General features: G+C 47.6%; 24 protein-coding genes. 5 read left to right on the forward strand and 19 right to left on the reverse strand.

Translation table 11 applies throughout. The annotated features are described in order from the left end of the window. Positions 1 to 226: 226 nt before the first annotated feature. Positions 227 to 1,468, reverse strand: a complete 1,242-nt coding sequence (locus tag QXU03_06490) for a DUF401 family protein (protein ID MEM2171381.1) — start codon at positions 1,466 to 1,468, stop codon at positions 227 to 229. 183 nt (positions 1,469 to 1,651) lie between these two features. On the opposite strand from QXU03_06490, the gene QXU03_06495 reads away from it, so the two are divergent. Both QXU03_06495 and QXU03_06500 read left to right on the forward strand, forming a co-directional pair. Then, positions 1,652 to 1,885, forward strand: coding sequence for a hypothetical protein (locus tag QXU03_06495; GenBank protein MEM2171382.1), 234 nt, complete (start codon positions 1,652 to 1,654; stop codon positions 1,883 to 1,885). Between the two features lie 308 nt (positions 1,886 to 2,193). Next, complete coding sequence (locus tag QXU03_06500) at positions 2,194 to 3,486, forward strand: amidohydrolase family protein (protein ID MEM2171383.1); 1,293 nt, start codon at positions 2,194 to 2,196, stop codon at positions 3,484 to 3,486. Positions 3,487 to 3,752: 266 nt separating this feature from the next. On the opposite strand, the gene QXU03_06505 is transcribed toward QXU03_06500, so the two are convergent. The 7 genes from QXU03_06505 to QXU03_06535 all read right to left on the reverse strand — a co-directional run bounded on the left by QXU03_06505 (position 3,753) and on the right by QXU03_06535 (position 9,415). Next, positions 3,753 to 4,262 carry a hypothetical protein gene (locus tag QXU03_06505; GenBank protein MEM2171384.1) on the reverse strand — a complete coding sequence of 170 codons (510 nt, stop codon included), beginning with the start codon at positions 4,260 to 4,262 and terminating at the stop codon, positions 3,753 to 3,755. A 58-nt stretch (positions 4,263 to 4,320) separates the two neighbouring features. Then, complete coding sequence (locus QXU03_06510) at positions 4,321 to 4,941, reverse strand: hypothetical protein (GenBank protein MEM2171385.1); 621 nt, start codon at positions 4,939 to 4,941, stop codon at positions 4,321 to 4,323. A 334-nt stretch (positions 4,942 to 5,275) separates the two neighbouring features. Then, positions 5,276 to 5,695: a DUF296 domain-containing protein gene (locus QXU03_06515; GenBank protein MEM2171386.1), complete on the reverse strand. Its 420-nt coding sequence runs from the start codon at positions 5,693 to 5,695 to the stop codon at positions 5,276 to 5,278. Positions 5,696 to 5,791: 96 nt separating this feature from the next. Then, positions 5,792 to 7,006: a hypothetical protein gene (locus QXU03_06520; protein MEM2171387.1), complete on the reverse strand. Its 1,215-nt coding sequence runs from the start codon at positions 7,004 to 7,006 to the stop codon at positions 5,792 to 5,794. Continuing rightward, positions 7,003 to 7,164 (reverse strand): hypothetical protein, encoded by a 162-nt coding sequence (locus tag QXU03_06525; protein ID MEM2171388.1) that lies wholly within the window; start codon positions 7,162 to 7,164, stop codon positions 7,003 to 7,005. The genes QXU03_06520 and QXU03_06525 overlap by 4 nt, the downstream gene beginning before the upstream one ends. Next, entirely contained in the window at positions 7,154 to 7,684 is a 531-nt protein-coding gene (locus QXU03_06530) for a hypothetical protein (protein MEM2171389.1), read from the reverse strand. The genes QXU03_06525 and QXU03_06530 overlap by 11 nt, the downstream gene beginning before the upstream one ends. 6 nt (positions 7,685 to 7,690) lie before the next feature. After that, complete coding sequence (locus tag QXU03_06535; protein MEM2171390.1) at positions 7,691 to 9,415, reverse strand: hypothetical protein; 1,725 nt, start codon at positions 9,413 to 9,415, stop codon at positions 7,691 to 7,693. Between the two features lie 55 nt (positions 9,416 to 9,470). Between QXU03_06535 and QXU03_06540 the strand changes: the two genes are divergently transcribed. Continuing rightward, a complete protein-coding gene (locus tag QXU03_06540) occupies positions 9,471 to 10,415 on the forward strand; it encodes an AAA family ATPase (protein ID MEM2171391.1) in 945 nt (314 codons plus the stop codon). 10 nt (positions 10,416 to 10,425) lie between these two features. After that, positions 10,426 to 11,700 (forward strand): DUF58 domain-containing protein, encoded by a 1,275-nt coding sequence (locus QXU03_06545; GenBank protein MEM2171392.1) that lies wholly within the window; start codon positions 10,426 to 10,428, stop codon positions 11,698 to 11,700. A gap of 70 nt (positions 11,701 to 11,770) precedes the next feature. Here QXU03_06545 and QXU03_06550 read toward each other — a convergent pair whose 3' ends face one another. From QXU03_06550 to QXU03_06595, 10 genes are all read right to left on the reverse strand, one after another. After that, positions 11,771 to 12,529: a DUF169 domain-containing protein gene (locus tag QXU03_06550; GenBank protein ID MEM2171393.1), complete on the reverse strand. Its 759-nt coding sequence runs from the start codon at positions 12,527 to 12,529 to the stop codon at positions 11,771 to 11,773. A 144-nt stretch (positions 12,530 to 12,673) separates the two neighbouring features. Beyond that, positions 12,674 to 13,843: an MFS transporter gene (locus tag QXU03_06555; protein MEM2171394.1), complete on the reverse strand. Its 1,170-nt coding sequence runs from the start codon at positions 13,841 to 13,843 to the stop codon at positions 12,674 to 12,676. A 138-nt stretch (positions 13,844 to 13,981) separates the two neighbouring features. Next, entirely contained in the window at positions 13,982 to 15,760 is a 1,779-nt protein-coding gene (locus QXU03_06560) for an aldehyde ferredoxin oxidoreductase family protein (protein MEM2171395.1), read from the reverse strand. After that, positions 15,761 to 16,162, reverse strand: coding sequence for a 4Fe-4S binding protein (locus tag QXU03_06565; protein MEM2171396.1), 402 nt, complete (start codon positions 16,160 to 16,162; stop codon positions 15,761 to 15,763). A gap of 210 nt (positions 16,163 to 16,372) precedes the next feature. After that, entirely contained in the window at positions 16,373 to 17,464 is a 1,092-nt protein-coding gene (locus tag QXU03_06570) for an ABC transporter ATP-binding protein (GenBank protein ID MEM2171397.1), read from the reverse strand. Next, on the reverse strand, positions 17,461 to 18,255 hold the full coding sequence (locus QXU03_06575) for an ABC transporter permease subunit (protein MEM2171398.1): 795 nt from the start codon (positions 18,253 to 18,255) through the stop codon (positions 17,461 to 17,463). Before QXU03_06575 ends, QXU03_06570 begins: the two co-directional genes overlap by 4 nt. Continuing rightward, positions 18,252 to 19,109, reverse strand: a complete 858-nt coding sequence (gene modA / locus QXU03_06580; protein MEM2171399.1) for a molybdate ABC transporter substrate-binding protein — start codon at positions 19,107 to 19,109, stop codon at positions 18,252 to 18,254. The genes QXU03_06575 and modA overlap by 4 nt, the downstream gene beginning before the upstream one ends. A 521-nt stretch (positions 19,110 to 19,630) precedes the next feature. After that, entirely contained in the window at positions 19,631 to 20,044 is a 414-nt protein-coding gene (locus QXU03_06585; protein ID MEM2171400.1) for a hypothetical protein, read from the reverse strand. Positions 20,045 to 20,108: 64 nt separating this feature from the next. Then, the gene (locus QXU03_06590; protein ID MEM2171401.1) at positions 20,109 to 21,173 is read right to left on the reverse strand and encodes a hypothetical protein; all 1,065 of its coding nucleotides are present in this window, start codon (positions 21,171 to 21,173) and stop codon (positions 20,109 to 20,111) included. A 173-nt stretch (positions 21,174 to 21,346) separates the two neighbouring features. After that, the gene (locus QXU03_06595) at positions 21,347 to 22,669 is read right to left on the reverse strand and encodes a restriction endonuclease (GenBank protein ID MEM2171402.1); all 1,323 of its coding nucleotides are present in this window, start codon (positions 22,667 to 22,669) and stop codon (positions 21,347 to 21,349) included. Positions 22,670 to 22,818: 149 nt separating this feature from the next. On the opposite strand from QXU03_06595, the gene QXU03_06600 reads away from it, so the two are divergent. Next, positions 22,819 to 24,345 (forward strand): right-handed parallel beta-helix repeat-containing protein, encoded by a 1,527-nt coding sequence (locus tag QXU03_06600; GenBank protein ID MEM2171403.1) that lies wholly within the window; start codon positions 22,819 to 22,821, stop codon positions 24,343 to 24,345. A 238-nt stretch (positions 24,346 to 24,583) separates the two neighbouring features. Here the strand turns inward: QXU03_06600 and QXU03_06605 are convergent, their stop codons facing one another. Beyond that, a complete protein-coding gene (locus QXU03_06605) occupies positions 24,584 to 25,957 on the reverse strand; it encodes a radical SAM protein (protein ID MEM2171404.1) in 1,374 nt (457 codons plus the stop codon). Positions 25,958 to 25,966: the final 9 nt, after the last annotated feature.

Below are 25,966 nucleotides of genomic sequence, written 5' to 3' on the forward strand. Positions count from 1 at the left end.
ACTTCATCCTAGCTTGGAATCTTAAAACGCTAACTACTGGAACTATGATGGCGGTTTCGAGTACTTCGTTGACTGGTTTAGACTGGAAAGAGTGCGAGGTTAAAAAGCGCTAATGGCTTAACACGCTGGCCCGAGAGCCTATATAGAACTTGCCCGTACAATGGGTACAAGGCACGTGATAGTGCCGTATTTAGTTCATCTTCTATTGAAATGGGGCTTGAAGGGTTCATGGTAACATGAAGTACATACATATCGCTACGGCGAGAGTAACGGTAACTGCCGCGAACATTTCCGGGTACGCGCTGGTAAGGGGCTGCTCAAAGTACTGAGCCGTGTAGACATAACATAAGTGTGCTGGAGACGCTAGGTAGCCCAGCATGTTCGATGCATATATCAAAGAAACCTCCTTGAGCCCCATACTTAGAGTAGGCTGGAATACTGATATGGCGACGATGCCCCCCGTGAGAGGAGAGCCTGTGGCCAGGGACACTACGAGAGGCACAAGAGCTAAGAGCACAGTCTTCTCGATCTCATTTCTAGGCAATAGGAGGTTTGAAAACATCTCCGGCCCCTTCACGGCGACAAAAACATCCCTGAGGAGAATCGCAGAGAAGGCCGCGACAACGAGCTCTACAACGCTTTTCGATAATGCTGCGTCTCTGATACCCTCTAAGTTCACCTTTGAAAGCTTTACGAGGAGTATTATGGCTAAAATTAACCCTAATACCATGGAGTAGCGCGTTAAGGGGATCTGCGGCAGGGTCGGCCCGTCAAGCAAGGGGCTCATGGCAACGGCAGTACCCACTGCTACGAGTATGGGAGAAAACACACGAGCAAGCGTGCTCAGATTCGCTTCGCCGGAGACCCCGGCGAAGTGAGGATGGTAGCCGCGGAAGCCCAGTAAGTAGCCCGTGATTACCATGAACAGGGCGATGGGGATCCCTCTTAGCACAATATACCACACGCTAATGCCCGCCAAGGTGGCGATCGTTATAACCACCGTACTGAGAGGGTAGACCATGAAGATCACGTGGCGAAACCAGACATTGATGAAAAGCCTTAACTTTTTACTTAGTCTCAAGTGACTACCGACCGTGTCAACGACGGGAGCAGACATGAGGGCTCCGCCGGCAACCGGTAGAAGCCCCATGACCGCAGGCACAAACATTGCTATGATCCTGGGCTTCTTTAAGAACTTTACGAGCTCCTCTCCCAGCTTGGCGAGAAAGCCCGACACCCGGTATAGATTCACGAACACGGCTATTAGGAACGTAATTAAAATGAGGTCAAGCGCGGAACTACTCGAAGCAGTTGAGGACACGATCTCGACTAAACCCGAGAACCCGGCGTCAAGGAGCCCCATGGCTAATGAAGCCGATAAGAGCGCCATCCATACTGGCTTCTTCAAACCCAGCATCAAGGCCAATATAGCAAAGCCCGTAATGGTGCCCAGTCCACTGTAAGCCATAGGCCTCTATCCTCGCCCCTACCGACCTACTTGTTCTTTAAGACACGTTATGGATAAACATGGGTAAAAACTATTAAACAGTAAGGAATCAAGCCAAGACCCCGAAGGCACCGTAAAAGCCACTCCTTACAACTGGTTTTAAGCTTCGTATACCTAAGAAGCTGTGAAGGTGGTCGCTGGTCTATGAAAAGTATTGAGAAGATTGTTAGGAGGACCCTGTCACGGAAAGACCCCGCTGGCTACTATGTCATCGTAGTAGTGAACGCTGAAGAGGCGAAGAGCATTATTGAAAAGTACAAAAAGTATGGGGGGGTCGTGGTGGAGGAAGCCGGAGACATGATCGTGACTCGTAGCAAGTCGAGAAAAGTAGCGGAAGAATTAGCCCGTGCACTGGCGGTGAGGAACCTACTTGTGTAAGGGGCTCAAGAAACCCCAGTAAAGTACACATGTCACTGCATTCGATGAGATCACCTGGTTCTTACCGGTAGACACTTATCCCTATAGACTTACCTCCTTAAAAAACCTAGTGTACACAACCATCTCCCTATACCGGTAACGACTTCACAGTCCTGACACTTGACGTGCACGATCTCACAGTAAGCCCTCTCCTCAGTTCGTGCATAGCCGTTCTCGGCACAATCACGTTTCCGTGAGCCGAGAACACAGAGGAAAACTGGGAAAAATTATAACGGAGAGTGGAAATCATAGTCACGTGGTGGTAACTCATGGCATCTTCATCCCTCAAGCACAGCGTCCTGGCTCTGGTTAATGCGAGAATCTTTACAGCTGTGGATTCGAGGATCATTGAAAACGGGGTAGTAGTTGTACGCGATGGAATAATACACGATGTAGGTACAAGCGGTTACGTTGAAGTACCAGGTGAGGCCGAAGTGCTAGACCTCAAAGGCTCCTTCTTAATGCCCGGACTAATAGAGGCCCACGCACACCTCTCCGGTTGCAAAAGCGCTGATTTCGTTAAGGAACCCCTAGTAACACCCTACGAGGTACTCTTACTCAGGGCTGCAAAAGACCTGGAGGTGCTGATAAACGCGGGCTATACCACGTTTGTAGACCCAGCCAGCGTCATAGCCCTCAAATTAAAGTACGCAGTGAACGAAGGAACCATAAATGGCCCCAGAATAGTCGCTTCAGGTCCACCTCTGACTCAGACATTTGGGCACGGCGATATACACTACTTACCAGTTGAATGGGTTGACGTTAGGACAACCAAGAAGCTGGTGTCACCGTTCGCAAGCTTAATATGTGATGGTATCGAGGAGTGCCGTAAAGCAGCCAGATACGCTCTTAGAGAAGGGGCAGACTTCATAAAGATCATGGCTTCTGGAGGCGTCCTATCCCAGAGAGATAAGCCAGAGTACCGGCAGTTTACAGTAGAGGAAATAAAGGCCATCGTGGAAGAGGCGAGAGCTGTAGAAACGTTTGTTTACGCTCACACCTACTCCAGTATAGGCATAAAGAACGCTATACAAGGTGGCGTCAAAGTAATTGCCCACGCCTCATTCATAGACGAGGAAGGAATAGTGCTAGCTAGGGAGAAAGACGCCATAGTAGTTCCAACAACAGCCACTTACTACAAGATCCTCACCGAAGGCGCTAAGGCGGGCTTCCCTGAATGGGGTTTAAGAAAGGCTGAAGAAGTGTTCAAGGTGCACTGCGAAAACATTAGAAAAGCATATAAAAGCGGTGTAAAGATCGCCGCGGGCTCAGACTTTATAGGAGGGCCCTTTAGGCACGGTGAAAACGCCCTTGAACTAAAAATGCTCGTCGAGAGAATAGGCATGAGCCCTGCCGAAGCCCTCATAGCCGCTACGCGTATAGCGGCCGAGGTTGCCGGCCTCCTCGACCGCGTCGGGACAATAGAGAAGGGTAAGTTAGCGGACATCATAGCGATCAGAGGTAACCCCCTTGATAACATAGACACCCTCCTAAACGTCAACAACATAGTCCTCGTGATGAAGGAAGGAGAGATACTGAAGAGGGACAAAAGTTTCTACTAGATCCTACAAGCTAACGGAAGACCTTGGCTACCCATTCCATTTCTCATTATTTTTAAACCCAATGCACGTTTCCCAATTCATTCTACACTAAAATGATGTAAAAACGAAAACCGACTTATGAAACTCTTGATGCTATACTGGTGGTAGCAGAGGTGGTGTGGGCGCTGGCACCTGGCCACGCCTTCTCTTCTCTATGCTATTTCCAAGGGCTATGTACAGTAATATCAACGCAATTACTACTGCAATTGAGAAGAATATTCCAATAATTAGTCTTCACGTTCAAGCTCTTTTAGCTTGAAGCATAGAATTATTAGCCCTATATAGCCTATTAGCATTAAAACGGCAGCGATAATGCCCGTGAAGACCCCTATAATAAGGGGAAAGGACACTAGTGGTATACTAACTACCAGTAGTATTAGCCCCCAGAAATAGCCGAGTTTAACGAGCGTTTCTGCAGTTGAGAAATCGGGTTGAACTTCCTTAAGTACCCTCATTCCTGGGAGAAGCTTACCCCATAAACCAATTAATGCTATTATCGCGCCGACGAGAAGAACTAATATGAAGGCTATGAAGTGGGCCGTGAAGAGAACGGTAGAGGGGATAGAAGGGAGGACTCCAACCCTCTCCCTACCCGGCGGCACTAGCCAGAGAAACGAAACGAGTAAACCCATTAACCCGGCAATGAGCATTATGGCCGCCACGAGCATGCATAGTATGCCCGTTCTCATTAACCCATACGCTTCAACTAACCTGTCACTAGAAGGGAACGTGTTCACGATACGTCACCGCAGGTTAGAAAATGGCGTTAAACGGTAAAAAGCGCGATGGGCGGGCCTACGCCTTACCATCTCCTTTTTCCTCTCCTTTTTCAAGTTCTTTTTTAACCTGTTCTCGCAACTCCTTTATTTTCGTCAAATGTTCTCTCACCTTTTCAAGCCAGTCTCTTGAAGCCTCTATACCCTTCTTCGTGAAAAATGCAACTGCCTCGCTTCGGCTTTTAAATACACCCGCTTCTACAAGCTCGTCTATGATCGAGACATCCTCTTCTCTAAGCCTTATTGAGGAAATGACGGTTGTGGCCGATTCAAGGGCTCTTCTCGTCTCTTCAAGAGCTGTCCTAACGGCCTCTTCCACCTCCTCGCCAATACTCCTGGCCAATTTCCGCGGCAACATGGTTATTGCAATCCAGTGCGGACCTCTCCTCACCTTGATCTCGGGGAAGCTTTTTTCCACGTATTTGACGATTTCCCTGTACTTTTCATTAAATTCCCTGACCTTGGAGTCGACGTATTCCTCTAAGTCTCTTACGGCATCCAATAAAGCTTTGTCTCCGAGTTTTTCGGTTTCTTTTTTAACTTCTCGCAATCTTCTCTTGGCGTCAAGTAAGGCATCTTCGAAATAATCGACTATGTGCTCTAACTCTCTATAAAGTCTTCTTAATCTACGCGGCGTCAACCACTCCGAGACCCCTAACTTAACTTCTTCAAGCTCCTCGAGGGCTCTCCTTAGCGCGATTTCAACTGCATTCCGAATTTTCTCAATTTCATCTTTTAAGTCAGGCGTATTACCACCTTATATGTAAGAAAGTAAGAAAACTTTTAAATCTTACAGATAATAACTCTTCAGCGAAGGCGGTTATGCATGCTTTATCAATAGTTCTCGGTATACGCAGGTGCGAGGAAGGCGAAGGCTAGGTACTTGAGGTACTAATAGGATTAGGGGGTGCGCTCGCAGAAAATCTCTCACGTTTTCTCGAACGCATGTTCTTTAAAGGAATTGGCGTTAACAGCTATCTATGTGTAAACGCCTTTTCAACGTCGCTGCCTAGTTCAACTAGGAATGCTTCTATGAATGGGTTTACTATGCCTTTCACAAGGTGCCCTGCAAGTACGTTACCTGGCGTGGCCAGCGTTACATGCACGTGCACGCTTACGTCACCGTCTTGCTTTACGAGGTAGTTTCCAGTCATTGATGAGACTTCTAGGACGGTTTCACCCGCTTTAATTTCACGGATTAAATACCTTCTTGAAGCGGGGTCAAAGTGGCCTACTTCGGCGTACTCTAGGCCACCAATACCCAGTATAATGCCTCCTTTTAAGCCTCGAGACAGTATGTATTCCTTTAAGAAGTCGTGTATTGTGCTCTTCTCAGGTATTTTAACCGCATAAACGATTACCATATCCTCATCCCATTGAAATTGCGTGTTCATAGCTTTTAACTCTAATCGCTTTATTTACGAGGACTGGTAGTGTAGCGGTGCGTAGGGCCCGTGATGGCGTCAATTACTTTAAGATGCTCTTGTGCTTTATAGAATAACTTCGTTTTCACCTAGTACCTCGGCACCATATAGTTGTATAAATAGTGTTTTTACAATCCTCCTCCTCAGCTCTCTCTCTGAGACTATTTTCTCTTGCACGATCTTCTTACATTTTCTCGTAATTTTCTTCTTTGAAGTGCAACTGAACTCTTCCGGGCAGATGCGTGTTTCTGAGCACAGGCTTCTTATTAACGGTATGGGCAACCCGTACCACGAATACCCAATAATGCTCTTTCCCTCTTCCACCTTGCTATTGCCTCTTCTACGTAAGCGCACTACTAGCATAATCATGACGATCAACGCCGCGACGTTCAGGCACGTGAAGAAGCATGTTTCCCTCTCAATGGTAACTATTAGTTGGTATGTATACCGTGCAGGGTTAATCAGCAGTTTCAACTTCTCGCTAAACGGCATGTCACTTGCCAAGACTTCACGTGGCGTTAGGATTCTTGCATTGTACTTGCTCCCTTCAACTAGAAATACCTTTCCACGAGTAGTACCGATACCCCTACACACCTCGCTGATTATGCCCCGAAGAAGTAGAGTGTATGGATTGTACTCGTTTAGGGGTGTTAAAGCTGAATTAGTGGCTAGAGTCCCGTCGCCTAGAACGAGAACACTCGAATTACTAAGCCTACAGAGCGCGCCTATGGGAATGCCGTCTACGTACCCCACGTACCTGCAGGTCTTGTTATCATGCACTCTCACAGGTGAGGCGTACGCGAATGCCACTCTCAATCTTGCCCCGTACACTTCAATGGTACCCCACACTACATACGAGCCCTCTTCGTCGACTATGTACTCGTAGCCCCTGATTTCCAGGGGCACTTTGAGGGATTTTAACACCTGGTTTCCATAAGGACCCTCATCTAGGACAATTAAACAGTAGCTTTTGTTTAAAACGAGTTCGCGCATTACGTTTAACTCCACGTCGTTGAAAGGCTTCTCCGGGGAAACCACGACTATTACATTGCAGTATTCGCTACCAGCGTTAACAGTAGCTCCAGCCAGCGAACCCCAGTCTTCGACGATAATAACCCTCTCACCAATCATCGAGAGCAACTCCACCATGTTAGAAGTACCATCCCAGCCCGTGTTTAATGGCGAAGCACCTGCATACGTTGTTCCGGGAACGTTGCCTTCCAGCGCCACGAACACAAAAACCATTACTGCGAATAGTAGCACTAGAGCAGCCTTCTTCATTTACCTTTCTCACCTACATACGAAAGCACAATTAACCCGATAAATAGTGCTACGAAAGAAGCAACGTACCTCTGTAAAACCGCTAGTAGTATAGAAACGACGAATGACGCGAGTGCAAAGACAACACACAACGTGTTCACTTTCTCGCTAAGCACCATGTAGTACCTCCTCTAGCAGTTTGAATGCGTGTTCGAAGTATTCAACGTCACGGTCGTTAATTAACCCTGCGAAGAATAGCGTGGTGAAGAGCGCAAGGACGACTACACTAGTGTACGTTGTTTTGCGTTTCCCGTGAATCCTTCTAGTAGCGTTAACCACGATTACTAAGATCACCGCACTTATTGCTAGCGACAAGTATACGTTGCCCACTAAGGAAATCAAGGCACGCTCTAACAGTCCGCCGAGCATGACTACGAAGAGCAGGTTCACGAATACATCGCGAAACGTCACTACGCGTAGTCTTGAAGGTAGTTTGATAGGGCCTTCTTCGACGACGCCTAGTTTAAAGTACGTAATGTGCACTCTAGTAATGTAATGTAACGAGAACGCAGTAACCAGTAGCGTCACCAGCGTCCTCAACGGAGAGTAGGAGAAAGCAATTGACGCCGCTACGACCATTATCATCACGAGCAACGGCAGAATATACAGAAACGCGTGGTTAACTCTGAATTTAGGCATTCGCATTCACTTTAATGAATCTATTAGCCGTAATAGAGGCTTTACATCCAGTTCCATGCCGCCATACCTAGCATATTCATAGCCGTACAGTAATGTTTCGAGGACCGCTATTTTAACGGGGTCTTTTATTCTACTGGAGAGCAGCGAATACGCCTCCCTATGAGTAGTTGACTTTGTTATGACCACGTTGTACTTAGAGGAGAGTTCGTGTACCACGTCCCAGAACCTCTCGAAGAACGCGGCCTTCTCACTCCTGAACACGAGGCCTTCTTGGTTGCTCACAACCCACCGCGGTTTTCCCACCGCCCATTCCTTAAGAATGCTAACCATAGTCATTAAAATGCCCTTCTTATACGCTACTATCAGAAAGGACAGTACCGGTAACGTGATCGAGATGTACTGTAGGTAACCTAATAGGTGACCGCTCTCAGCTTTCCCCTGAACTATGTGAATAGATTTGTTTTTTCCTTCCTTAAAGGCTACCATACCTCCTTTCACATCCTGGAATTCTACATAAAGCCCTATCTTCTCGCTGTTTATTCTTTCAATAAGCCTGTTTAATGACTCGGCAAGGTAAGTGGTTTCGAAAATTGCTAGATTAATGTAGTAGTGCGCATTTTCGAGCTCCTCCGTAGTGCCTGCCATGTGATTGTATCTACGCGCACCCATTCTCACATCGTCTTCACCAGTAGAGGACTCCGTACCTTCTACCGAGAGCGAGTCGCCTCTTGTACGGTCACCAGTGAGTGGCGCACCCGTGATCGTGTTCTCTCCAGCCACACTACCAAGCCGCTGAATTACCTCTTCGAGGTATTCTACGTCCACGTTCTCGCTGAGTACTATGTTTACCACGGAAAGAAGCTTCTCGATTTTGATGTCACCAGTTCCAGCGCTCTGCAACATTTCCATCGTGTAATTTAAAACCCTCAACACGTTTGATCTCGTTAAAGGCCTGTTTCTCGTAACTTGTTCTATTTGCTTCTGTAGCTTCAAAACCTCCGCGGGCCCCTGTTCTACGATATTTACCTGCAAGCCGTTGACGATCTTGTCCACGAAGAGCGCCATTAAGATGGACTCTTTCATTAGTAGCTCGTTTAGGAGCTCGTTGTACGCGTCCTCGTAGATTCCAGTCCTAGTTGCGAGCTTAACTAGCTGTAACTTGACTATAATGGAGAAAATGTATTTCTCGCTCACGTTACTTTTCTTGCCGAGCTCTGCGACCAGAAGAACCAGTTTATCAATGTCGCTAACCTCGAATTTGTAAGCCTCTCGTTCTGCGGGGTTTAAAGCACTAAGTAGGATTTTACGTAATAGCACTCTATACTCGTCACCAGGTATCTCCAAGACACTCCTTGCAAAGGACTCTAAGAGCAGTGAAACGTCCCTCGGCTCCACGGTGTCATTCCCGTTCATAAGTAGCTTCAAGTATTTTAACTGGTAGCCCCCAATAAACAGCTCTATTTTTCTATTGAATACTTCTTCGTAAATTCTAGTAGCGGTACTGGGTGTGACGTTATCTATGTCTATTACTGGACACTTCTCGACGATGCCCGTAGCGTTAAGCCACCACGCGATAGCATACCTCTTTTCAGTTTCACGGCGGGCGATTTTCACCAGGTTCTCTGAGTGTCGTTCACGGGCCTCTGCTGAGGTAGCAAACGCAAGCATAAGCAGTAGTATAACTGCGAGAAGCCTTCCAGCACGCTTCACAGAGCCTTTGGTAAAAATCAAAAATGTTCACCGAAAAAATTTCACCCTGGAGACCTAATATATCTACGTGGTGTAAATGACGAGATTCAGCAGCATAGTCGAGAAAGTCGTCGAGGAGTCTTCGAAGATTCTCGTAGGTAGGGAGAACGACGTGAAACTCATTTTATTCGCAGTGTTCGCGGAAGGACATGCACTCATAGAAGGAATGCCTGGCATCGCTAAGACGCTGACAGCTAAAACCGTCGCGAGACTTCTCGATTTGAAGTTTTCTAGGGTGCAGTGCACTATAGACATACTTCCCAGCGACATCGTGGGCACGAAGATCTTTAATCAGAAGACAGGCGACTTCGAGTTGAGGCTTGGACCAATATATTCCAACATAGTGCTAGTAGACGAGGTTAACAGGGCTTCACCTCGCGCGCAATCGGCCCTCCTAGAAGCCATGCAGGAGAGACAGATAACCATTGATGGCGAAACCGTGAAGTTACCGAGACCCTTCGTGGTATTAGCCACTCAAAACCCAATAGAGCTTGAAGGAACCTTTCCACTACCGGAAGCGCAACTAGATAGGTTCTTTATTAAAGTAAGCATGGAGAACCTGGAAAAGAGCAACCTCGTGCGCCTACTCAGGAGAGGGCTAAAGGCTATTGAAAGGGAGTACGAGGCGCTGAAGCCGGTAGCAGCGATCCAGGATATCGAGGAGGTGTCTAAAGAGCTGGAAAGCGTCTACGTAGACGACTCAATACTGGATTATATTAGTAGGATAGTAGAGTACAGCCATAAGCATAGCGCCGTTAGGCTCGGAGTAACGCCTAGAGGCGCTCTACTACTCTTAACCCTGGCTAAGGAGTATGCCCTATCTAGTGGAAGAAAGTACGTTATACCCGACGACGTGAAAAGCGCTTCCATGCCCGCACTGTCCCATAGAATTCTGCTAAAGCCCGAGTACGTTGCAGAGGGCTACACCAGTTTCATAGTTATCAACGAGATACTTAAACACGTAGAAGTGCCCAGGCCGTGAGGACTAGGAGATGAAGATAGTTAAGCTGAGAAGAGGTAACGCTATTTTAAGGCCTTCTAAAGGCCTATACTTAGCAATACTTGTAACCTCGCTGCCTACCCTACTATTCCTTGTAACGGGAAGCCGCACTTTGGAGAACATTGCTCTACTTACAAGTATCTCTCTACTAGCTCTCACTACTACCTCGTACTCCATAATTAGGTCTTTCCTACCTCTAGATAGGGTGATGCGCGCGAGATTCTACGAGCCGCTGATATGCCTAGTGGGTGATAGTGTCATGTTTGAGGTCTTCGCGGAAAGGGACGTATCCTCTTACGTCAAGATCGGGAGTGCGCGCTTACTTTCGGATAAAGGCATGTGGTTAAAGGGCTTTGAAGTGGTTGAAGATCGCGGCAACCTAAGTATGAAGTGCTACGTCACGGGGTATGTGGGAGGGCATAAAGCACTGGGCATAGAGCTCGTAGTAAGAGACCCCTTAAGGTTCTTTAACCTGCTATTAAAACTTTTCTTTGAGTCCGCGGTTGACGTGTACATAGCACCGCGTAGGGCAGTAGGCGCGTTTACCGTGGAGAAAGTACTATCTAAGTACGCAGTTTTCGAGGCACCCGTCACGCGTAGAAGGGGCATGGGAGTGGATGTATTGTGGGTTAGAGAGTACATTGTAGGAGACGATTTTCGTAAAATTGCCTGGAAAGCAACCGCTAAGACGTCCAGGTTGATGGTTAAGGAGTACGAAGCGAAGACGTACAAAAACATCCTTGTGATCGCATCAATTCACAGCGGGTTCTTCCACGGAGATCCTCCGCCTCTAGATACGCTGGCCCGGATGATCTTGGACCTCGTTCACAGCGGTTTAGAGAAGGGGTTGAAAGTTAGAATAGGTATAGCAACTGAAAAGGGCGTTAAGGTAACACCAGTGCTGAGCGGGTTGAGGATCGAAGATGTCTACAGGGTGTTTTCCTTGATAGAGTGGCCCATGGAGACGGGGCCTTACAGCCCATACCCAAGCAGTAACAGGATCATACCCTGGCTTGTCAAAGTACTTGTAAGGGACTTCTGTAGGGAGCCATGCATCATTGCCCTCTTCATGGATCCCATAGACGAGTTAGACGTACATAACATTACTAAGTTAGAGAGAGAAGTTAGAGTGATGCGCCATAAGCTAAAGGTCTACATCACCATACCCGCCATACTGCGTTTCGTGTATTCAGCTAAACCCGATTTCAGGGATTTAGATTTCATTTACAGGAGAAGTCCGCTGAAGCTCTTCTACGAGTACTACTAATGTTAAAAACAAAGACGTCGAGAGGCCGCAAAACGAGTTAACTGTATAAAGCACGTGGCCTGTAATTATTCTAACCGGTAACGCGCTTCCTGGAGATCAGGTGAGTTAACGGATGTGCCGGATTAGGCTGGGTTACTAGCATTTGGTATGCTGTCAGCGGGTACTTCATTCCCACTGCTTTTAGCCTGTCCACCGTTTTCCTCAAGTCTTCCGGCTTAATGCCGATCCACAGCTCATCGTCCTGCGCTTCCGCTAAGGCCCGGGCGCCACCGCAGGGTACCGTTAACCACGGGCTTCTGCCCTTTAACGGGGGAACCACTAGTTCGCATGCAGCGTGTCCGTTGAAATCTGATAGCGGCTTTATCCCTGTGGAGTCGAAGAAACCTGCGAGGACTATGTACGCTTGTGTTGAGTTAACGACCAGCACTACGCCGTCCGGATCGATATTTAGTGTTTTGTAGTGCTTTAACGGCGCGAATAAAGCCGACTTGTACCTGCCCATTTCAAACGCGTGGATCCCCGCAACTAGTTGCTTGACCACGGATTCATTCATCTTACGCTCTACAACCCACCTCTCAATGAAGTCTTCGGGCAATTCCTTGAAGCCGAGTACGTAGGTCCCGATAACGCACGCGTCAACGTTGTCGACATTTACTGCAAGAACTTTACCGAGTATGGCCACCTGCTTGATCACCTGGCAGAGAGCAAAGGTTCCTTTGAAGTACGGTAATCCCTCAACGCGTTCTGCGAACAGCTTGTAGCCAACGGGATCCCCTTTAGGCCTAAGAACGCTAACCACATCGTTATGTAGAACTTCATAGTCTATCAAGCCGTTTCACCGAGCTCATTAGATCCTGCTACGAGGTTAAATTCTTAACACCTAAACTACTTGGTGCTAGTGGCTAACTTGTAAAACTAGCCTAAGCTTAGTGTAAATTACCAAGCCGTAAGTATTGCCTTTCTAATGCGAGCTCTAAAGGTACCTAGCTCTTTCGAAGCACGCTACTTTGCGTGAAGCATATAACGAGATCGCCACTGCGCCTAGCACCGCGAAGAGTGTTGTTAGCTTGAGAGCGCTAGTATATGTTGCATATAGTGATATTGTTAGGGGAGGACCAGCCACGTTACCTGCATCAAAGGTTGCTGAGCTTATGCCTGATGCAAGTCCGCGGCTTCTCTCCTTTACAGACAGCACCGCCATTATCTGTAACACGGGTACTAGTAGCCCCCCTCCGGCTCCTAGAATGGCCATGGATGCTAAAACGGCGTATGAAGCCTGATCTACCGCAATAAGCAGCATGCCCGTAATCGTCAGGGCGTAGCCTATTACACCAATGGTATTGATCGGGGTATTTTTGAATAGCTTAAGGTACATGAGTCTAAAAGCGAGAGTAAACAGGGAGTTAACCGTGAACGCGGACGCCGTAAAGTCTACTGGAATTCCCAGTTCTTCGTGGAGTGCGGGAAGAAATAACGCGAGGTTACCGTAGAGTGCGCCATAGCTAAATGTACATATAGATGAGATGATGAAGCTTGAAACAGCAAGGTCCCTTAACTGGCCTGAGGTCCTCTCAACGGGGTGTTTATACTTTACTCCTAGCGCTAGGTGATACATTAATAAGGAAAGTAGTAGTAGGACTGAAGGTACTGCAAACAACCAGCTGTACCCTAGACTGCTTACTAAGGCTCCCCCCAGGACAGGGCCTGTCACCATTGCAACCCCTACCATTATAGACCTCCACACAAGTGTGCTTGCAGGGTCAGCGCTAATTAGCGTGGCAATGTATATTGATGCAGGTATAAGGAGGCCTAAACTAATGCCCTGCAAAATCCTGCCTACATATAATGTTTGCACGTTAAATGATAGAGCGTATACAGTGTTCGATAGAATAGAGCACGCCACTCCGAGGACTACTATTCTCCTTGAAAAGCCTTTATCCACGAGCATGCCTGTGATAGGCATCAAGATCGTGGCTACTGCCGATAAGGCAGGTCCGAGGAGAGCCACCTCCGTACTGGTTGCACCTCGAAGCACGGCATACCGCGGTATGAAGGGCATCGTGATGTAGAATGACAGGAAGAAGAAAAGGGATCCCGCAATGAACAGGTACTCCATTAAGCTGACGTTGCGTGAAGCAGTCATTCGTAATCCTCATTACCCCGAGATTACAAAGGCTGTGGTATATAAAGTTTTTACCCGTAGAGTAGGAAGCCCTTCCCGAGCGTTTCCTAAGCAAGAGCCGTTTATCCGGGTTATGTGCAGGGGCACGGGTCTACTCGGCTATTTCGTCTCGCTACTCGTAGTTGACAGGATACCATTGAAATGCTTCAAGGCCTCCTTGATATAGCCCTCATCTATTCTGCCCAGGGACGTTGGTGTTTCCAGCACCCTTCTGGGTATTCTTAGCTCTAACGGGTTAAAGCCTTCGGATTTCTTTATTAATTGCTTCTCAAGCCATATTTTCCTACCAAGCTCTTTGAGCTGCTCTACCGTGTACTCCACGTTAAGAGGCTTAAAGCATTTAATGACTGTTTCCGGCCTATATATACCCCTAGCGAAGAGGCACACGACTAGGCTATTGAGTACCTGCCTCCACGACTCTTCCTCGACAATCCTCTTAACAGCCTCTTCGGGCGTAGGTAACTGTTTACCGCGTACTAGTATCTCTTCGTCCATGGAGTACGCGCCTGCGTCTAAGTGGCTGTGCCTAAAGCCTATGAGCAACGAGATGTGATATAAAGGCCCAGTGTGGTAACCTGCTAACTCTACTTTATTGAATGCTAGTGCATAGTCAAGTCCTCCATACCTCTTAGCGGCTTCTTCGACGCCTAGTGCTAATGTCTTGTAGAACTCGTTAGGCTGCATTACGATGTTTCTTACTACCTTGATGTACGCTTCGTAGTCACCCCAGTTAACTCTTGTTAGGAGCTCCTTCTCGCTGATCAAGCCGTTGATGTAGGCTTCCGTAGCCCATGCGAGCACAACACCCGTTGATATAGCGTCTAACCCCTCTTCTTCGACAACGTCTACTAGTTTGAGGAAGCCCTCTCGACTCTTTATTCCTAGATTGGAACCGAGCGCGTAGAGGGGTTCGTAGTCGTAGGATACAAACTTTATCTTGTAGAAGTAAGGTTCTTCGGGGTAGGGCTCTCGAAGGGCTGCTAAATGCACGCATGCTGTTGGACATCCAGCACACGCCACTCTTCTAGCGAGCACGGTTTCAGCTAACCTTTCACCGCTTATTTCTTCAGCCGCCTCGAAATACCCTGAACTGAAGTTCCTAGTGGGCAGCGCTTTAATGCTATTGAGAGTTAGCACGTTAGCGGCTGTGCCTAGATCGTGGTATTTTTTCATAGCCAGTGATTTCACCGCTAGGGAGTAGACCTCTTCATAGACCTCCCTATAGGCGGGCACGTTGGGTACTTTAAATCCCCTACGACCTACGATCACCAAAGCCTTGAGTTTTTTGGAACCGAAAACAGCCCCTAACCCTAGTCTACCGAAGTGTCTATACGTTTCAGTGACCACCGAAGCGTATCTAACCAGCCTTTCGCCGGCTCTACCTATTCTCATTATAGTTCTATGTCCTGCACCAGCGGTAACCTCCCTGAGAACGCCGCCTACGGTCTCTGTACTCCTCATGCCCCACAGCACTGAGGCATCCCTAAACCTTACTTTCTCGTCGTCGATGACGATGTATATTGGCCTATCACTAGCTCCTTTAATGACTATTGCACTATAACCTGCAAATCTTATAGCTAGAGCTGACCTACCACCCGCATGGCTCTCGGCGAAGTAATTGGTTAGTGGTGACTTGAACACAGCAATCGTCTTGGAAGCCAACGGGTAAACCCCGGTTAAGGGCCCCACGGCGAACACTATGACGTTTTCGGGCCCCAGTGGATCTATGTTTCCTTCAACCTCTTCTTTGTAAAGTTGCGTGGCTACCCCTATACCGCCCAGCCACTTGCTGAAAAGATCCTCCCTGGACTCCGTCCAGAAGATCTTCTTGGTCAAGTCTATGTAGAGTACGTTAGATAGTAGCTTGAAGATGTCCACTTAGACCACCTCCTCCAGAGCAAGCACGCCATGAGGACAGAACGGTACGCAATAACCGCAATGGGTACATATCATTGGTTTGTTGACATCGTAATCCCACTGAACAGCTCCTATATCACACGCTTCTTTGCAAAAACCACATCCAATGCACTTATTGAAATCCACTATTACTCCTCCACCACTCCTAACTCTTATGGCTTCAACTGGGCAGGCCCTGGCACACGGAGGATCTTCGCACGCTCTGCAGACCACTATCGTAAAACCCCGCTCAAAGCCTCCAGCGCTCCTAACCCATATGGCTGATTTATTGTAACCGGCAACACCGAACCTCCTACTACAGGCGAGTATGCACAGCTGGCAACCAACACACTTGTTAACATCCGTGATCACTAAGCGCTTCATGGGGTACCACTTTAAGGATATTACTATGCACGTTACCCATTTAAACCTTACTACGTGGACAGGTTCTATCGATTTTCAATGCGAGAAAACAGGACATAAAGGTCTTTTACTGCGAAACTACGCTATACACAAGTCACCACTAAGGGCCCCAATCAACCCTGCTGATGTTTCTAGGTAACAGCGTTCAGTTGGACCTAGTGACATGTCTTCTCATTTCGTGCTCGGGAGTACTTTGACTTTAAAGGCATCGATCTGTACGTATATCCCGTCTCCAGGCTTGGCACGAAGCCTTTCCCAATGGTCTAAGCCGGTCTCCGCCTTCAAGCTGAAACCATTGACCACTACTTCAACCTTGGCCGTAGATCCCTCTATGTGCGCGTTCCTCACAACCCCCCTAAGAACAGTATACTCATCTCTCCGGTGCGATGATAGTTGTTCTTTCGCACTGAACAACGTGATGTCCTGGGGCTTAATCACTACAATGACGTCCTTAGGCGCATTCCACCCGTTTCCGGCACATTGGGCCACTAAAGTAACGTTTTTAACGTTGATGAAAAGGTGATTGTCACGAACCGCAATTACGTGTCCTTCCAGTACATTGTAGCCTAAGAACTCAGCAATAAACCTTGTTCTCGGATTTTCAAATACCTCGTTAACGCTACCTACCTGTTCAATGACCCCGTCATTTATCACTGCCAATTTGTCGCCAACACTTCTTGCTTCTGGTAGGTCGTGGGTGGTGTAAATTACAGGTACATTGAAATCGTTGAATACGTCTTTGATAACCGCGCGAAAGCTTCTTTTAAAGTATTCCTTGGTGGCTGGGTCAAGAGCTGATGTGGGTTCATCTAGGAGTAAAACACGGGGGTTGGAAGCTAAGGCCCTCGCAATAGCGACTCTCTGTTTTTGACCAGAGCTCAAAGACTCGACATTCTTGCCCATTAGCTCTCCAATCTGCAATAAGTGTACGATTCTTTGAAGTTGCTCCAAGGTCATCCCTTTCGACTTCCTAAATGCCAGTAAGATGTTCTTTTCAACGGTCATGCCCGGAAATAAGCCGTAATCTGACGGTACGTAGCCCACCCTCCTCCTCTCTGGTGGAAGGTAGGTGACATCTATATCATCAATAACTATTTTCCCGGACTCTACTCGGCGTATGCCCGAAATGCACTCTAGTAGTGTTGTTTTCCCCGAGCCGTTCGGACCTACAACAATGAGGACCGTGCCGTCCGCCACATCAAAACTTACGTTATCCAGACAGAAAGATCCAAGACAGGTACGTAGGTTCCGGACTACTATCATGTCATGGACACCTTCGTTAGGAACTTCCTCGCGGCTATTGTTACGATGCACGCCGTAGTTACTAGAACATATATTATCACCGCAACTCCCTCCAAGTCGGCTTCAGCCAGCTTCAGGTAGAGGGCAATGGGTAGCGTTTCCGTTTTAAATCTAGTAGCGCCTGCTAGCATCATTGTTGCCCCGAACTCGCCTAAAGCCTTGGCCCAAGATAATAGAGTTGCCGCGAGTACACCATGTTTTGCAAGAGGCAATACCACGTATAAGAAAGCCTCTACGTGTGAGTACCCGAGGACCCTGGCCATCCACTCGTAACGTACTGGAATGCCGTCAAAAACCTCTTTCAATATTTTCATCGTTATAGGACTTACAACGACAAATTGAGCTACAATAATGCCCGGAACCTCGAACACGAACCTAACTAAGTTTTCGTTTATAAATATACCCAGTGGATTCTTTGAGAAGAATATAAGGAGTGATGCGCCAAGAGCTACTGGGGGCAGGGACAGCGGGACGTCAAGGAACCCCTCAACGACTTTCTTCCCGGGAAAGTTGAACCGTGATAGTGCATAAGCCGCCGGTAAACCTATTACTACGGATATTAACGTGGAGCACGTGGCTGTCAGGATCGAGAGCGCGAGCGCATATCCGATCTCATCGGAGAGGAGACTACGTATCATACCATCGGGTTTCACAAAGGCAGCGGGAGACACTAAAACAAGTAGGAAGAACAGTAGGAATAGTAGTAGCAGTACATAGTTCAGTGCATTAAAAGCATTGGGCTGGAATTTCACGTCAGCTCCTCCACCTCGGCGCTGGGCGCATATTTCTTGGCCTCTTCGAGTGTCGGGAAGTAACCGTACTTCCTCCAGATACCCTGTGCTTCCTCGGAGGCCAGAAAATCTAGGAACCTCAAAGCCCATTCCCTATTTCTAGCGAACTTCGTCACCGCTCCGGCAATATAGCCTATTCTGGTGATCTTCGAGGGCTCGATCCACACGATGTCACTTTTCTCCGGGTTCCAGTAGTAAAAAACATGCCATCCGATGACAGCATCAACCGCGCCTGTGTAAATCAGTTGAGCCACGTGTTCGCAGCTAGCTGCGTATACCACGACGTTCTTGTACACACCTTCCCAGATGCCGATCTTCTCCAGCATTTCCTTCGCGTAGAGCCCGATGCATACGACTTCGGGGTCTCCCAACCCAACACGAACACCGGGTTTTGTGAGATCCTCAATTTTCGAAATGTTTTTGGGATTCCCCTTTTGGACAATAATTGCAGGAACCAGGTAGGCCAGTACCTTTGGCGGGTGTTCTGAGAAGTCAACAACACCTTTTTCCCTAGCCGCTAGGAGGAATTCTGGTGATCCAGGGATGTACACATCACCAGTTTGCGTGATCTCGATGGTTGATAGAAGGGTCCCCGAACCCCCCAAGTGAAGTGTAACCTTGACATTATACTTTGACTCGAAAGCCCGAGCAACCTCTTTATAAACAGGTGCAGCGGCTGCACCCGCAAACACTACTATTTCCTCCCGCTTCTCTGAAGCACCGTGGAGTTGCTGATAGAGAACACTAATACCCAGTACTGTGATAAAGCCTAGTACGAATATTACAGCGTACAGGTGGCGGTTCGAGATATGCATAACAATGTACCCTTCCACTACTACTTTCTAAAGTGGGTGTTAGGCTTGAATAAGCTATAAATACTTTAGTCTCTTTGTCTGTCAAATATACCTGTTGGACGAGGATTGTTATGTCCAGATCGGAGGACACTCCTACCAGCTAAGGGGCAGATCAGGGCTTAAGTTCTAGGACTCAATTACTGCAGGCTAAGTTCGTGCGGAAAAGGGTGCACTAGAGGCCTGGATTCAGCCCCTCTCCACCCTTGGGGAGTGAAGACCTTGCTGGGGCGATTCGCTGGTTTTATTACATCTCTTCCGGGTTGCACTCGCTATCTATGAGGCAGTCATGGAATTAACCTTGTGAAGGTAGGTAAGGCCGAAGTAAGAATTTTAAGCTAACTACGTTCTTTAAACTTAAAGCTGTACGGTGTAATGGGAAGAGAGGTATTTTGGGAAACCGATGGCGTTAACGAGGTTAAAAGTCGCGACGTATGCCGTATTTTGAGCTAGTGATATTTGACAGCTTAAGGCATTGCACGGCTTTAGTGTTCTTGTTTTCTTATTCTCTTTAGTAGGGTTAAACTGTATAGTGATTCCAGCCAGTAAGGTATCACCAGTGCCGTTAGAAAGACCATTAATGGTGCTGGTGGCTCCGCTAGGAGCGTGTAGATCATGACGGCTGTAGTTGCGTATACCGCATATACGAGAGTTCTTGGAACTATAATGCCCTTAATAATTACGTAAGACGCCAATTCCGGCGGAAGATCCTTCTTGGCTACGTACTCGGAAGAGCGTGCACGCTCAACGAGGCCGAACCTTTCAAGCCTCTTTAAAACGCGCTCAGCCTTGCCAGGGCTACTGTATCCCATTAGCCTCTGGAAACCTCTGATGGTGATGGGCCCGTTCAGCCGCCTGAGCTTCAAGTAGGCCTCGAGGTCTTTGCTACTAAGTGGCATCTCGGCTCACACGTTACTAATGGATGCTTCGAGGGAAAAATGCATTTAGTAACCTTTAGTACCGCTAGTACCGCCTTGAGAAGACCATGTAAACCGCAAACGCTACCACGGTACCTACAGCTAGCGATACTACAACAGCCAACCCGTTGAACTCCTTTTCGCTTCCAGTTAACGGTAAGGAACTCACGTCTCTCTCGGAGGAGGCCGGGATCGTCGTACTGTTTTGTAGCGTAGTTGAAGGTGTTGGAGTGTGAGGCTGTGTAACCTGCGTTAATGCAGGGGTTTTCGTTGGTACTATTGTCTCTCCTGGTAGAGTCGTCGCGGTGGGAGGGGTTGTAGCGTAAAGGTCAAGCAGTATTGATGGACCTAGCTTCCTCAGTTCCTCGATCATGTCAGCTGGTATTTGCATCGAGCACGCGTTGCCTTTAACGAGTACTCCATTGATGTATCCTTTGACAACCAGCTCGTAGTAGGGTTTCCACGTATTTAGCGTTTCCGAGTACACTAATCTATTGTTCCATCCCGCTAAACCCGGTTCGACGGCATCAACGACCTTGATTACATCATCACCGGTCAACCCGGATACGACCTGCCACCCGTCTACAAGAATATCCAGAAGACCTCTAAGGGCATGCTTAAAGTCATCTGAGTAGACAGGCAAACAACTGTATTGACCTCCTATCCCCGTAGTAGTGATGGACGTGGTCGTGGAGCCGGCGGCTTCCACTATGCATATCTCCGTATCTGGTGGCACTATTAACTCTAGCCTTATTCCAGGGTAGTACACTACGTTTTCCGGGCTACCTAGTCCCTCTATGTATGGGGCGCCCTCCGAGAACTTGGCCTCATACAACACAACTAGGAAATCCAGTTGCTTTAAAACCCCTTCTTCCGGAGACTCCTTATACCGTACGCTGTACTTAAACATATAAGTGGAGTTGTCAACTATGACCAGGCGCTCTCCGAGGTGTTCACGCAAAGTAGTAAAGTTATATGTGGTACCGGGTTTATTCAATGTAACCTCCACCGCGTACCTGCCCGCTGGGTCCATGCAGGCATGAATAAGTGGTAGTAATAGTGTCAGTATCACTAGTGCTGTAACTATCAAGAGTAGGGCCGATATCTTCACGTAATACACCTCTTCTCTTTGAGTAATCAGTGGAAGATGCCTTATAGTACGCGCTTAACGTGACATCACCGTCATATATTACGTGACAATCGTGAAGGTACTCTAAGTACCTGGATTAACTCGAGTAAAAGTAACGTGTTAACTGGTGCCGTTCCTCGTTAATTCACGATCGTTCACGAAACCGCGCTCTCACTCAGCGTTCGCTTCAAGTCCTCAATCAGCATCTCAAGCTTCCTCAGCTCTTCAACTTTCGCCTTTATCTCTCCTAGTAGCTTATATGCCTGTGATAACTGTGGTAGTGCAATTGAAGTGAAAATCTTCATGAGGCCGTCTTGTACGGTTTCACAGACCTCCTCTAAGTTGCCGGCCTGGGCTTTAGTACCTAACTCCACCACGTAAAAGCCATCTGCCAATGCCGTTCTCCTAGCTTCATCACTCATGTTCCCTACAACGAGCACTTTTAATTGTGGTACTTCTCTGAGGTTGTAAACTCTGCCGAACTCCTCTTCTACTACACCCCTCCCAACACTCGAAGACCAGTTCTTGCATGAAACGTATACCCTGAAATCCCCTCTAACGGCCCATGCGTCGGCCTCTGTTTCGCCACCGGCTTTATTCGGTAGCTTTACGTTTACATAGACCTTAAAACCAAAACCCCCGAGTATCCTCGCAACTAGGCCTTCAAGGATCTCCCTTGAAGGCGGAAGAGAGTATCCTTGGAGCTCGGAACACTTGACGGGCTTAAAAGCGGTGAACGCGTGTATGGCTTGCAACTGGACGTCACGGCGGCTCGATTGCTCGAATAACTTGCCTTCAAGCAGTGGTGCGGGTACTATGTAGCTATCCGCACCTGCTTCGAACACCACATTGAACCGCTTTAGTGTTTCGAACACCCTCTTATGCTCTCCTACGCGGACATACACTTCTCTAGATCCGGCTCTACTTGTGTAACTGGTCGGGATAGTACCAGCCCTTATCGCCGGCAATACCTCCGATTCAAGTTTAGTAATTGAGTCCTGGTCTACATGCTTTACGAAACCACTAGTCACCGAAACGTAGCCTTTGCTAAGTTGCTCATAGTGGTCTGCTTCGAAGGATTCTAGTATGGCGTAGGCTTTGTGGAGCCCCTCAACACACTCATCGAAGCTCCCATAAGAGATCCCGACTACATACAGCTTCCCGTACTCCCTGAAAACGTAGTTAGCAACTTCAACTAGGTGGTTTAAGGCTTCAACGAGTTTCTTACCGGTAAAGCCCCTCGATAACTCATACATCGCATTAGTATAGAAGTCCCTGATGATGCCGTCAATGTACACTCCTTTACCACCATTGAATACCAAGTAGTATCGGTAATTCACGAAATCACATGTTAGGAGACTTCTCAGTTTCAAAATAGCATAGTATGCTACATAGCTCTTGAAATCGTCCCCGAGAATCTCGTTAATACTCAGCACGGTCTCACCGGCATGTCCACAACAATTAATCGCATTGATCACACTAAATAGCCTCGTTCATCTCTGCGCCGGAGACTCGGTAGTCTGCTCGGGAACGAGGTATTTGAAAAGCCCTTTTAGAGGCAACACTTTTGAAAGGGAATATATTAAGGGCTGTTTGCCATAGGCAAGCAGGTAAAAGGTGAATATTGTTGAATAATAGTAGCAGGGTAAAGAGGGCAATTTTCGCATTGATAACCATATGCGCGCTGATCTCGCCGTTCCTGGCACCCCCTGCAGTTTTAGCAGGAGGAAAACGTATAGTTGTTCCCACGGATTACCCCGATATACAGACGGCACTAGATCATGCGAATGATGGAGATGTAATCGCGGTTCTAAGCGGGACATACAGCGGTTTTGAGGTCAAGAAGAGTGTCGCGATCATTGGAGAGAACGACGAAACAGTTGTTGTTAAGGGACCTATTAGAGTTTACGCCAACGATGTTAAAATATCCACAATGCACATTGTCCTCCAGGACTACACCGAGAAAAATCCCGCTGCCTTGTGGACACAAGCAAATAACACCGTCTTAGTTGGAGTTAACATAGAAAGCGCTGGAAACGGAATCCTAATAGGCAATGCAAGCTTTCGAGCCAGCATAAGCGTAGAGCGATCCAGAATACTTGCAGGTTTAAATTATGATCATTCCAGCGGGGTAACAGCGTATCTTTGCTCATCTCTCAGCGTGTATTATTCAAATATAACCTTGATAAAGGGCAACCTCGGCATTAATAGCTGTAAGCAATTACAAATAATGCACAGCACGATCGTGACTCCTGGAACCGGAATTTCAATTAGCATGTTTGCCGATCAAGTCGAGATCTCCGGCAACACTATAAGGGCATCCGACACAGGAATACACGTGGGTGCCTCTGGCGGCGTTTTTAGCTCAAATGTGATCGCGAGTAATGGAACCGGAATCTACATGGAACGAGTACGCGGTAACACGATCGCAAATAACACGATTCACGGATCTGGCATTGGCATACAAGCTAATGGTGATAATAACCTTATTGTGGGTAATTACATAACGTCGGGAGGGCCAGCGATAGAGCTGCGGGGTTCTGGTAACGTGATTACCAATAACACCCTCGCGGGGAGTAGAGGCATTAATGGGCTAGTGGCTTATGGCAACATCATAGCCTTCAATTTCATTAACCAGACGGGTAGCATCGGCATTTACCTATCTAAGCAGAGTACTGATAACGTAGTGTTCGGTAACACGTTTTGGCTCTGTTACAATTATAATGCAGCAGATGAAAGTGGAAAGAACCAGTGGTATGTAGAAAACGAGACCCTAAAAATGGGCAACTACTGGTATGACCACATCGAGCCGGATAAAGATAACGACGGAATAGTGGATGTGCCCTACGTAATAGCAACGACGCTAGATGTACAAATACTCGACAAGTATCCGCTCACTAAGCCCGTTCACCCCATAACTTACGTGACTACAACCACCGCGTATACAACATCATATACACCCACTCAGACAACGTCATTCATCACGACAACACAAATACCGACAACTACTCAATTAACGACTCCAGAGACGACCACCCAAGAAACCTCAATACCGGTGGAGGAAGGGTCTAGCCTAGTAATGATTTCTGTAGCGGTGGTGATATTACTACTGATACTGGGCGTTGCGGTGTTCCTAGTTAGGAAAAGGTCATAACTGCCTTCCAGGATCTTATCATCACTCATTGAAATCCCGTCAAATAAAACATCACACTGTGCGTTGACTTGGCAAAACCCTCCTCCCAACTCGTTTTTACCCGGTACAATTCATTTATGCTCACTACCTGGTACTTGCATTTTGTGAGCATTCCTGCCTGGCCGGGTCCATCTTCCAACGCGTCGTTCCTTCGTGGCTCTTTCCAACTACTAACCGCACTAGTATCTTGCAGTACGGACTACTTTATCTCGACTACTTCTGGGTACTTTCCAGATCTAGATATCCGTGTAAACATTTCCGTAGCCTTGACCGGTACATCAATAACGTAGTTAATGACCGATTTGTATACCTCCTTAATACCGCGTCTCGTTAACCTGTATATGCCTCCTACCCTTTCAACTGTGCCATTTAACTCCATTGCTTTCAAGAGGAACCTTACTTTAAGCGGCATGTTTTTAAAACCCGTGAACTTAAAGAGATCTTCCCTGACCTCTGCTGTACTTAGCTGGTCAAAGAAGAGCCTCCATGTCCTAGACGCCAGGCTGAGATTCCTTGAGTAGGCGGCGGGGGGTAAGCCCTTCTCCGTCGTGCTTATGTATGTAACTACATCGTGTATGTTAACGTACTGGTAAAGGCCGGTATTGCCCCACGCTCCCGCACCAAGACCTATCAAGGGCCCTACCATCTCTAGGTTTACAGTTGCGTACTCATAGCGCTTCCTGGAGGCCGAGTAAACCCTTACTAAGTAGAGGTTTTTGTCCTTGACGAAGTCCAAGGCCATGTCGATAAATGCATCTACGTAATCGAGTTCCTGGCTAACCTTTCCGAGTTCTACCAGCCTGTAACCTGGGGAACTGCTTGGTATAATTGTCGGGTAGAAGGTAATCTGGTGAGCGCCCAGTTCGTGACCCTTTTCTAGGTCCTTCCTGAACGCTTCTAGCTTCTCCTCTAGTGTAAGCTCCGCGTAGCCCCTGATGTTCGGCGCGAGGAACATCAGGTCTACGTTAACCCACTTATAACCAGCCTTAATGCTATTTTCAACTGCCTTAGCGGAGTCCTCGGTGGAGTGCTTTCTACCGAGAGACCTGAGCACCCTTTCATCAAAGCTCTGAACGCCTATACTAACCTCGTCAATGCCGGCAGAGTAAAGCTCCTCAACAGCCCTGTAGCTCCTTAAGTCCTCGGGATTAGCTTCTATACTAATACCGCATTTAACGTTGAAGAACTGTGAAAGACTGTCCGCGAGCTCCCTGTACAGTCTCGGTGGAACGAGGCTAGGTGTCCCACCACCTACGTGGATCTCGACAATGCTCGGGTTCTTCTCCTCGAGCAATTTGCCATAAACTTCAACTTCTTTAAGCAAGGCCTTGAAGTACGCCTCAAGTTCACGGTAATCCCTAAGCACGTCCTTAAAGTATGGACAAAACACGCACAAAGATCTGCAGAAAGGTATGTGAACGTAGATACCGACAGCGTTGCCGGTAGTCTCCTTGAAGTTATTCAGGTGCACGTGTGGATCATCTACCCTATAGAACCTTGGCACGGCCTTCACTGCCAGTAGTTTGCTCACTTTGAGCTTCCTCGCGCCGAGTATAGGTGCACCTGAATCCATATATCGTGC

Source organism: Desulfurococcaceae archaeon (assembly GCA_038845865.1).
Taxonomy (GTDB): Archaea; Thermoproteota; Thermoprotei_A; order Sulfolobales; family Desulfurococcaceae; genus UBA285.

Bases quoted from the DNA above. Each gene is read 5' to 3' on its own strand.
- QXU03_06515 (MEM2171386.1), bottom strand. From the start codon at position 5,695: ATGAACACGCAATTTCAATGGGATGAGGATATGGTAATCGTTTATGCG.
- QXU03_06520 (MEM2171387.1), bottom strand. From the start codon at position 7,006: ATGAAGAAGGCTGCTCTAGTGCTACTATTCGCAGTAATGGTTTTTGTG.
- QXU03_06540 (MEM2171391.1), top strand. From the start codon at position 9,471: ATGACGAGATTCAGCAGCATAGTCGAGAAAGTCGTCGAGGAGTCTTCG.
- modA (MEM2171399.1), bottom strand. From the start codon at position 19,109: ATGCATATCTCGAACCGCCACCTGTACGCTGTAATATTCGTACTAGGC.
- QXU03_06570 (MEM2171397.1), bottom strand. From the start codon at position 17,464: ATGATAGTAGTCCGGAACCTACGTACCTGTCTTGGATCTTTCTGTCTG.
- QXU03_06545 (MEM2171392.1), top strand. From the start codon at position 10,426: ATGAAGATAGTTAAGCTGAGAAGAGGTAACGCTATTTTAAGGCCTTCT.
- QXU03_06605 (MEM2171404.1), bottom strand. From the start codon at position 25,957: ATGGATTCAGGTGCACCTATACTCGGCGCGAGGAAGCTCAAAGTGAGC.
- QXU03_06500 (MEM2171383.1), top strand. From the start codon at position 2,194: ATGGCATCTTCATCCCTCAAGCACAGCGTCCTGGCTCTGGTTAATGCG.
- QXU03_06495 (MEM2171382.1), top strand. From the start codon at position 1,652: ATGAAAAGTATTGAGAAGATTGTTAGGAGGACCCTGTCACGGAAAGAC.
- QXU03_06565 (MEM2171396.1), bottom strand. From the start codon at position 16,162: ATGAAGCGCTTAGTGATCACGGATGTTAACAAGTGTGTTGGTTGCCAG.
- QXU03_06530 (MEM2171389.1), bottom strand. From the start codon at position 7,684: ATGCCTAAATTCAGAGTTAACCACGCGTTTCTGTATATTCTGCCGTTG.
- QXU03_06585 (MEM2171400.1), bottom strand. From the start codon at position 20,044: ATGCCACTTAGTAGCAAAGACCTCGAGGCCTACTTGAAGCTCAGGCGG.
- QXU03_06555 (MEM2171394.1), bottom strand. From the start codon at position 13,843: ATGACTGCTTCACGCAACGTCAGCTTAATGGAGTACCTGTTCATTGCG.
- QXU03_06525 (MEM2171388.1), bottom strand. From the start codon at position 7,164: ATGGTGCTTAGCGAGAAAGTGAACACGTTGTGTGTTGTCTTTGCACTC.
- QXU03_06490 (MEM2171381.1), bottom strand. From the start codon at position 1,468: ATGGCTTACAGTGGACTGGGCACCATTACGGGCTTTGCTATATTGGCC.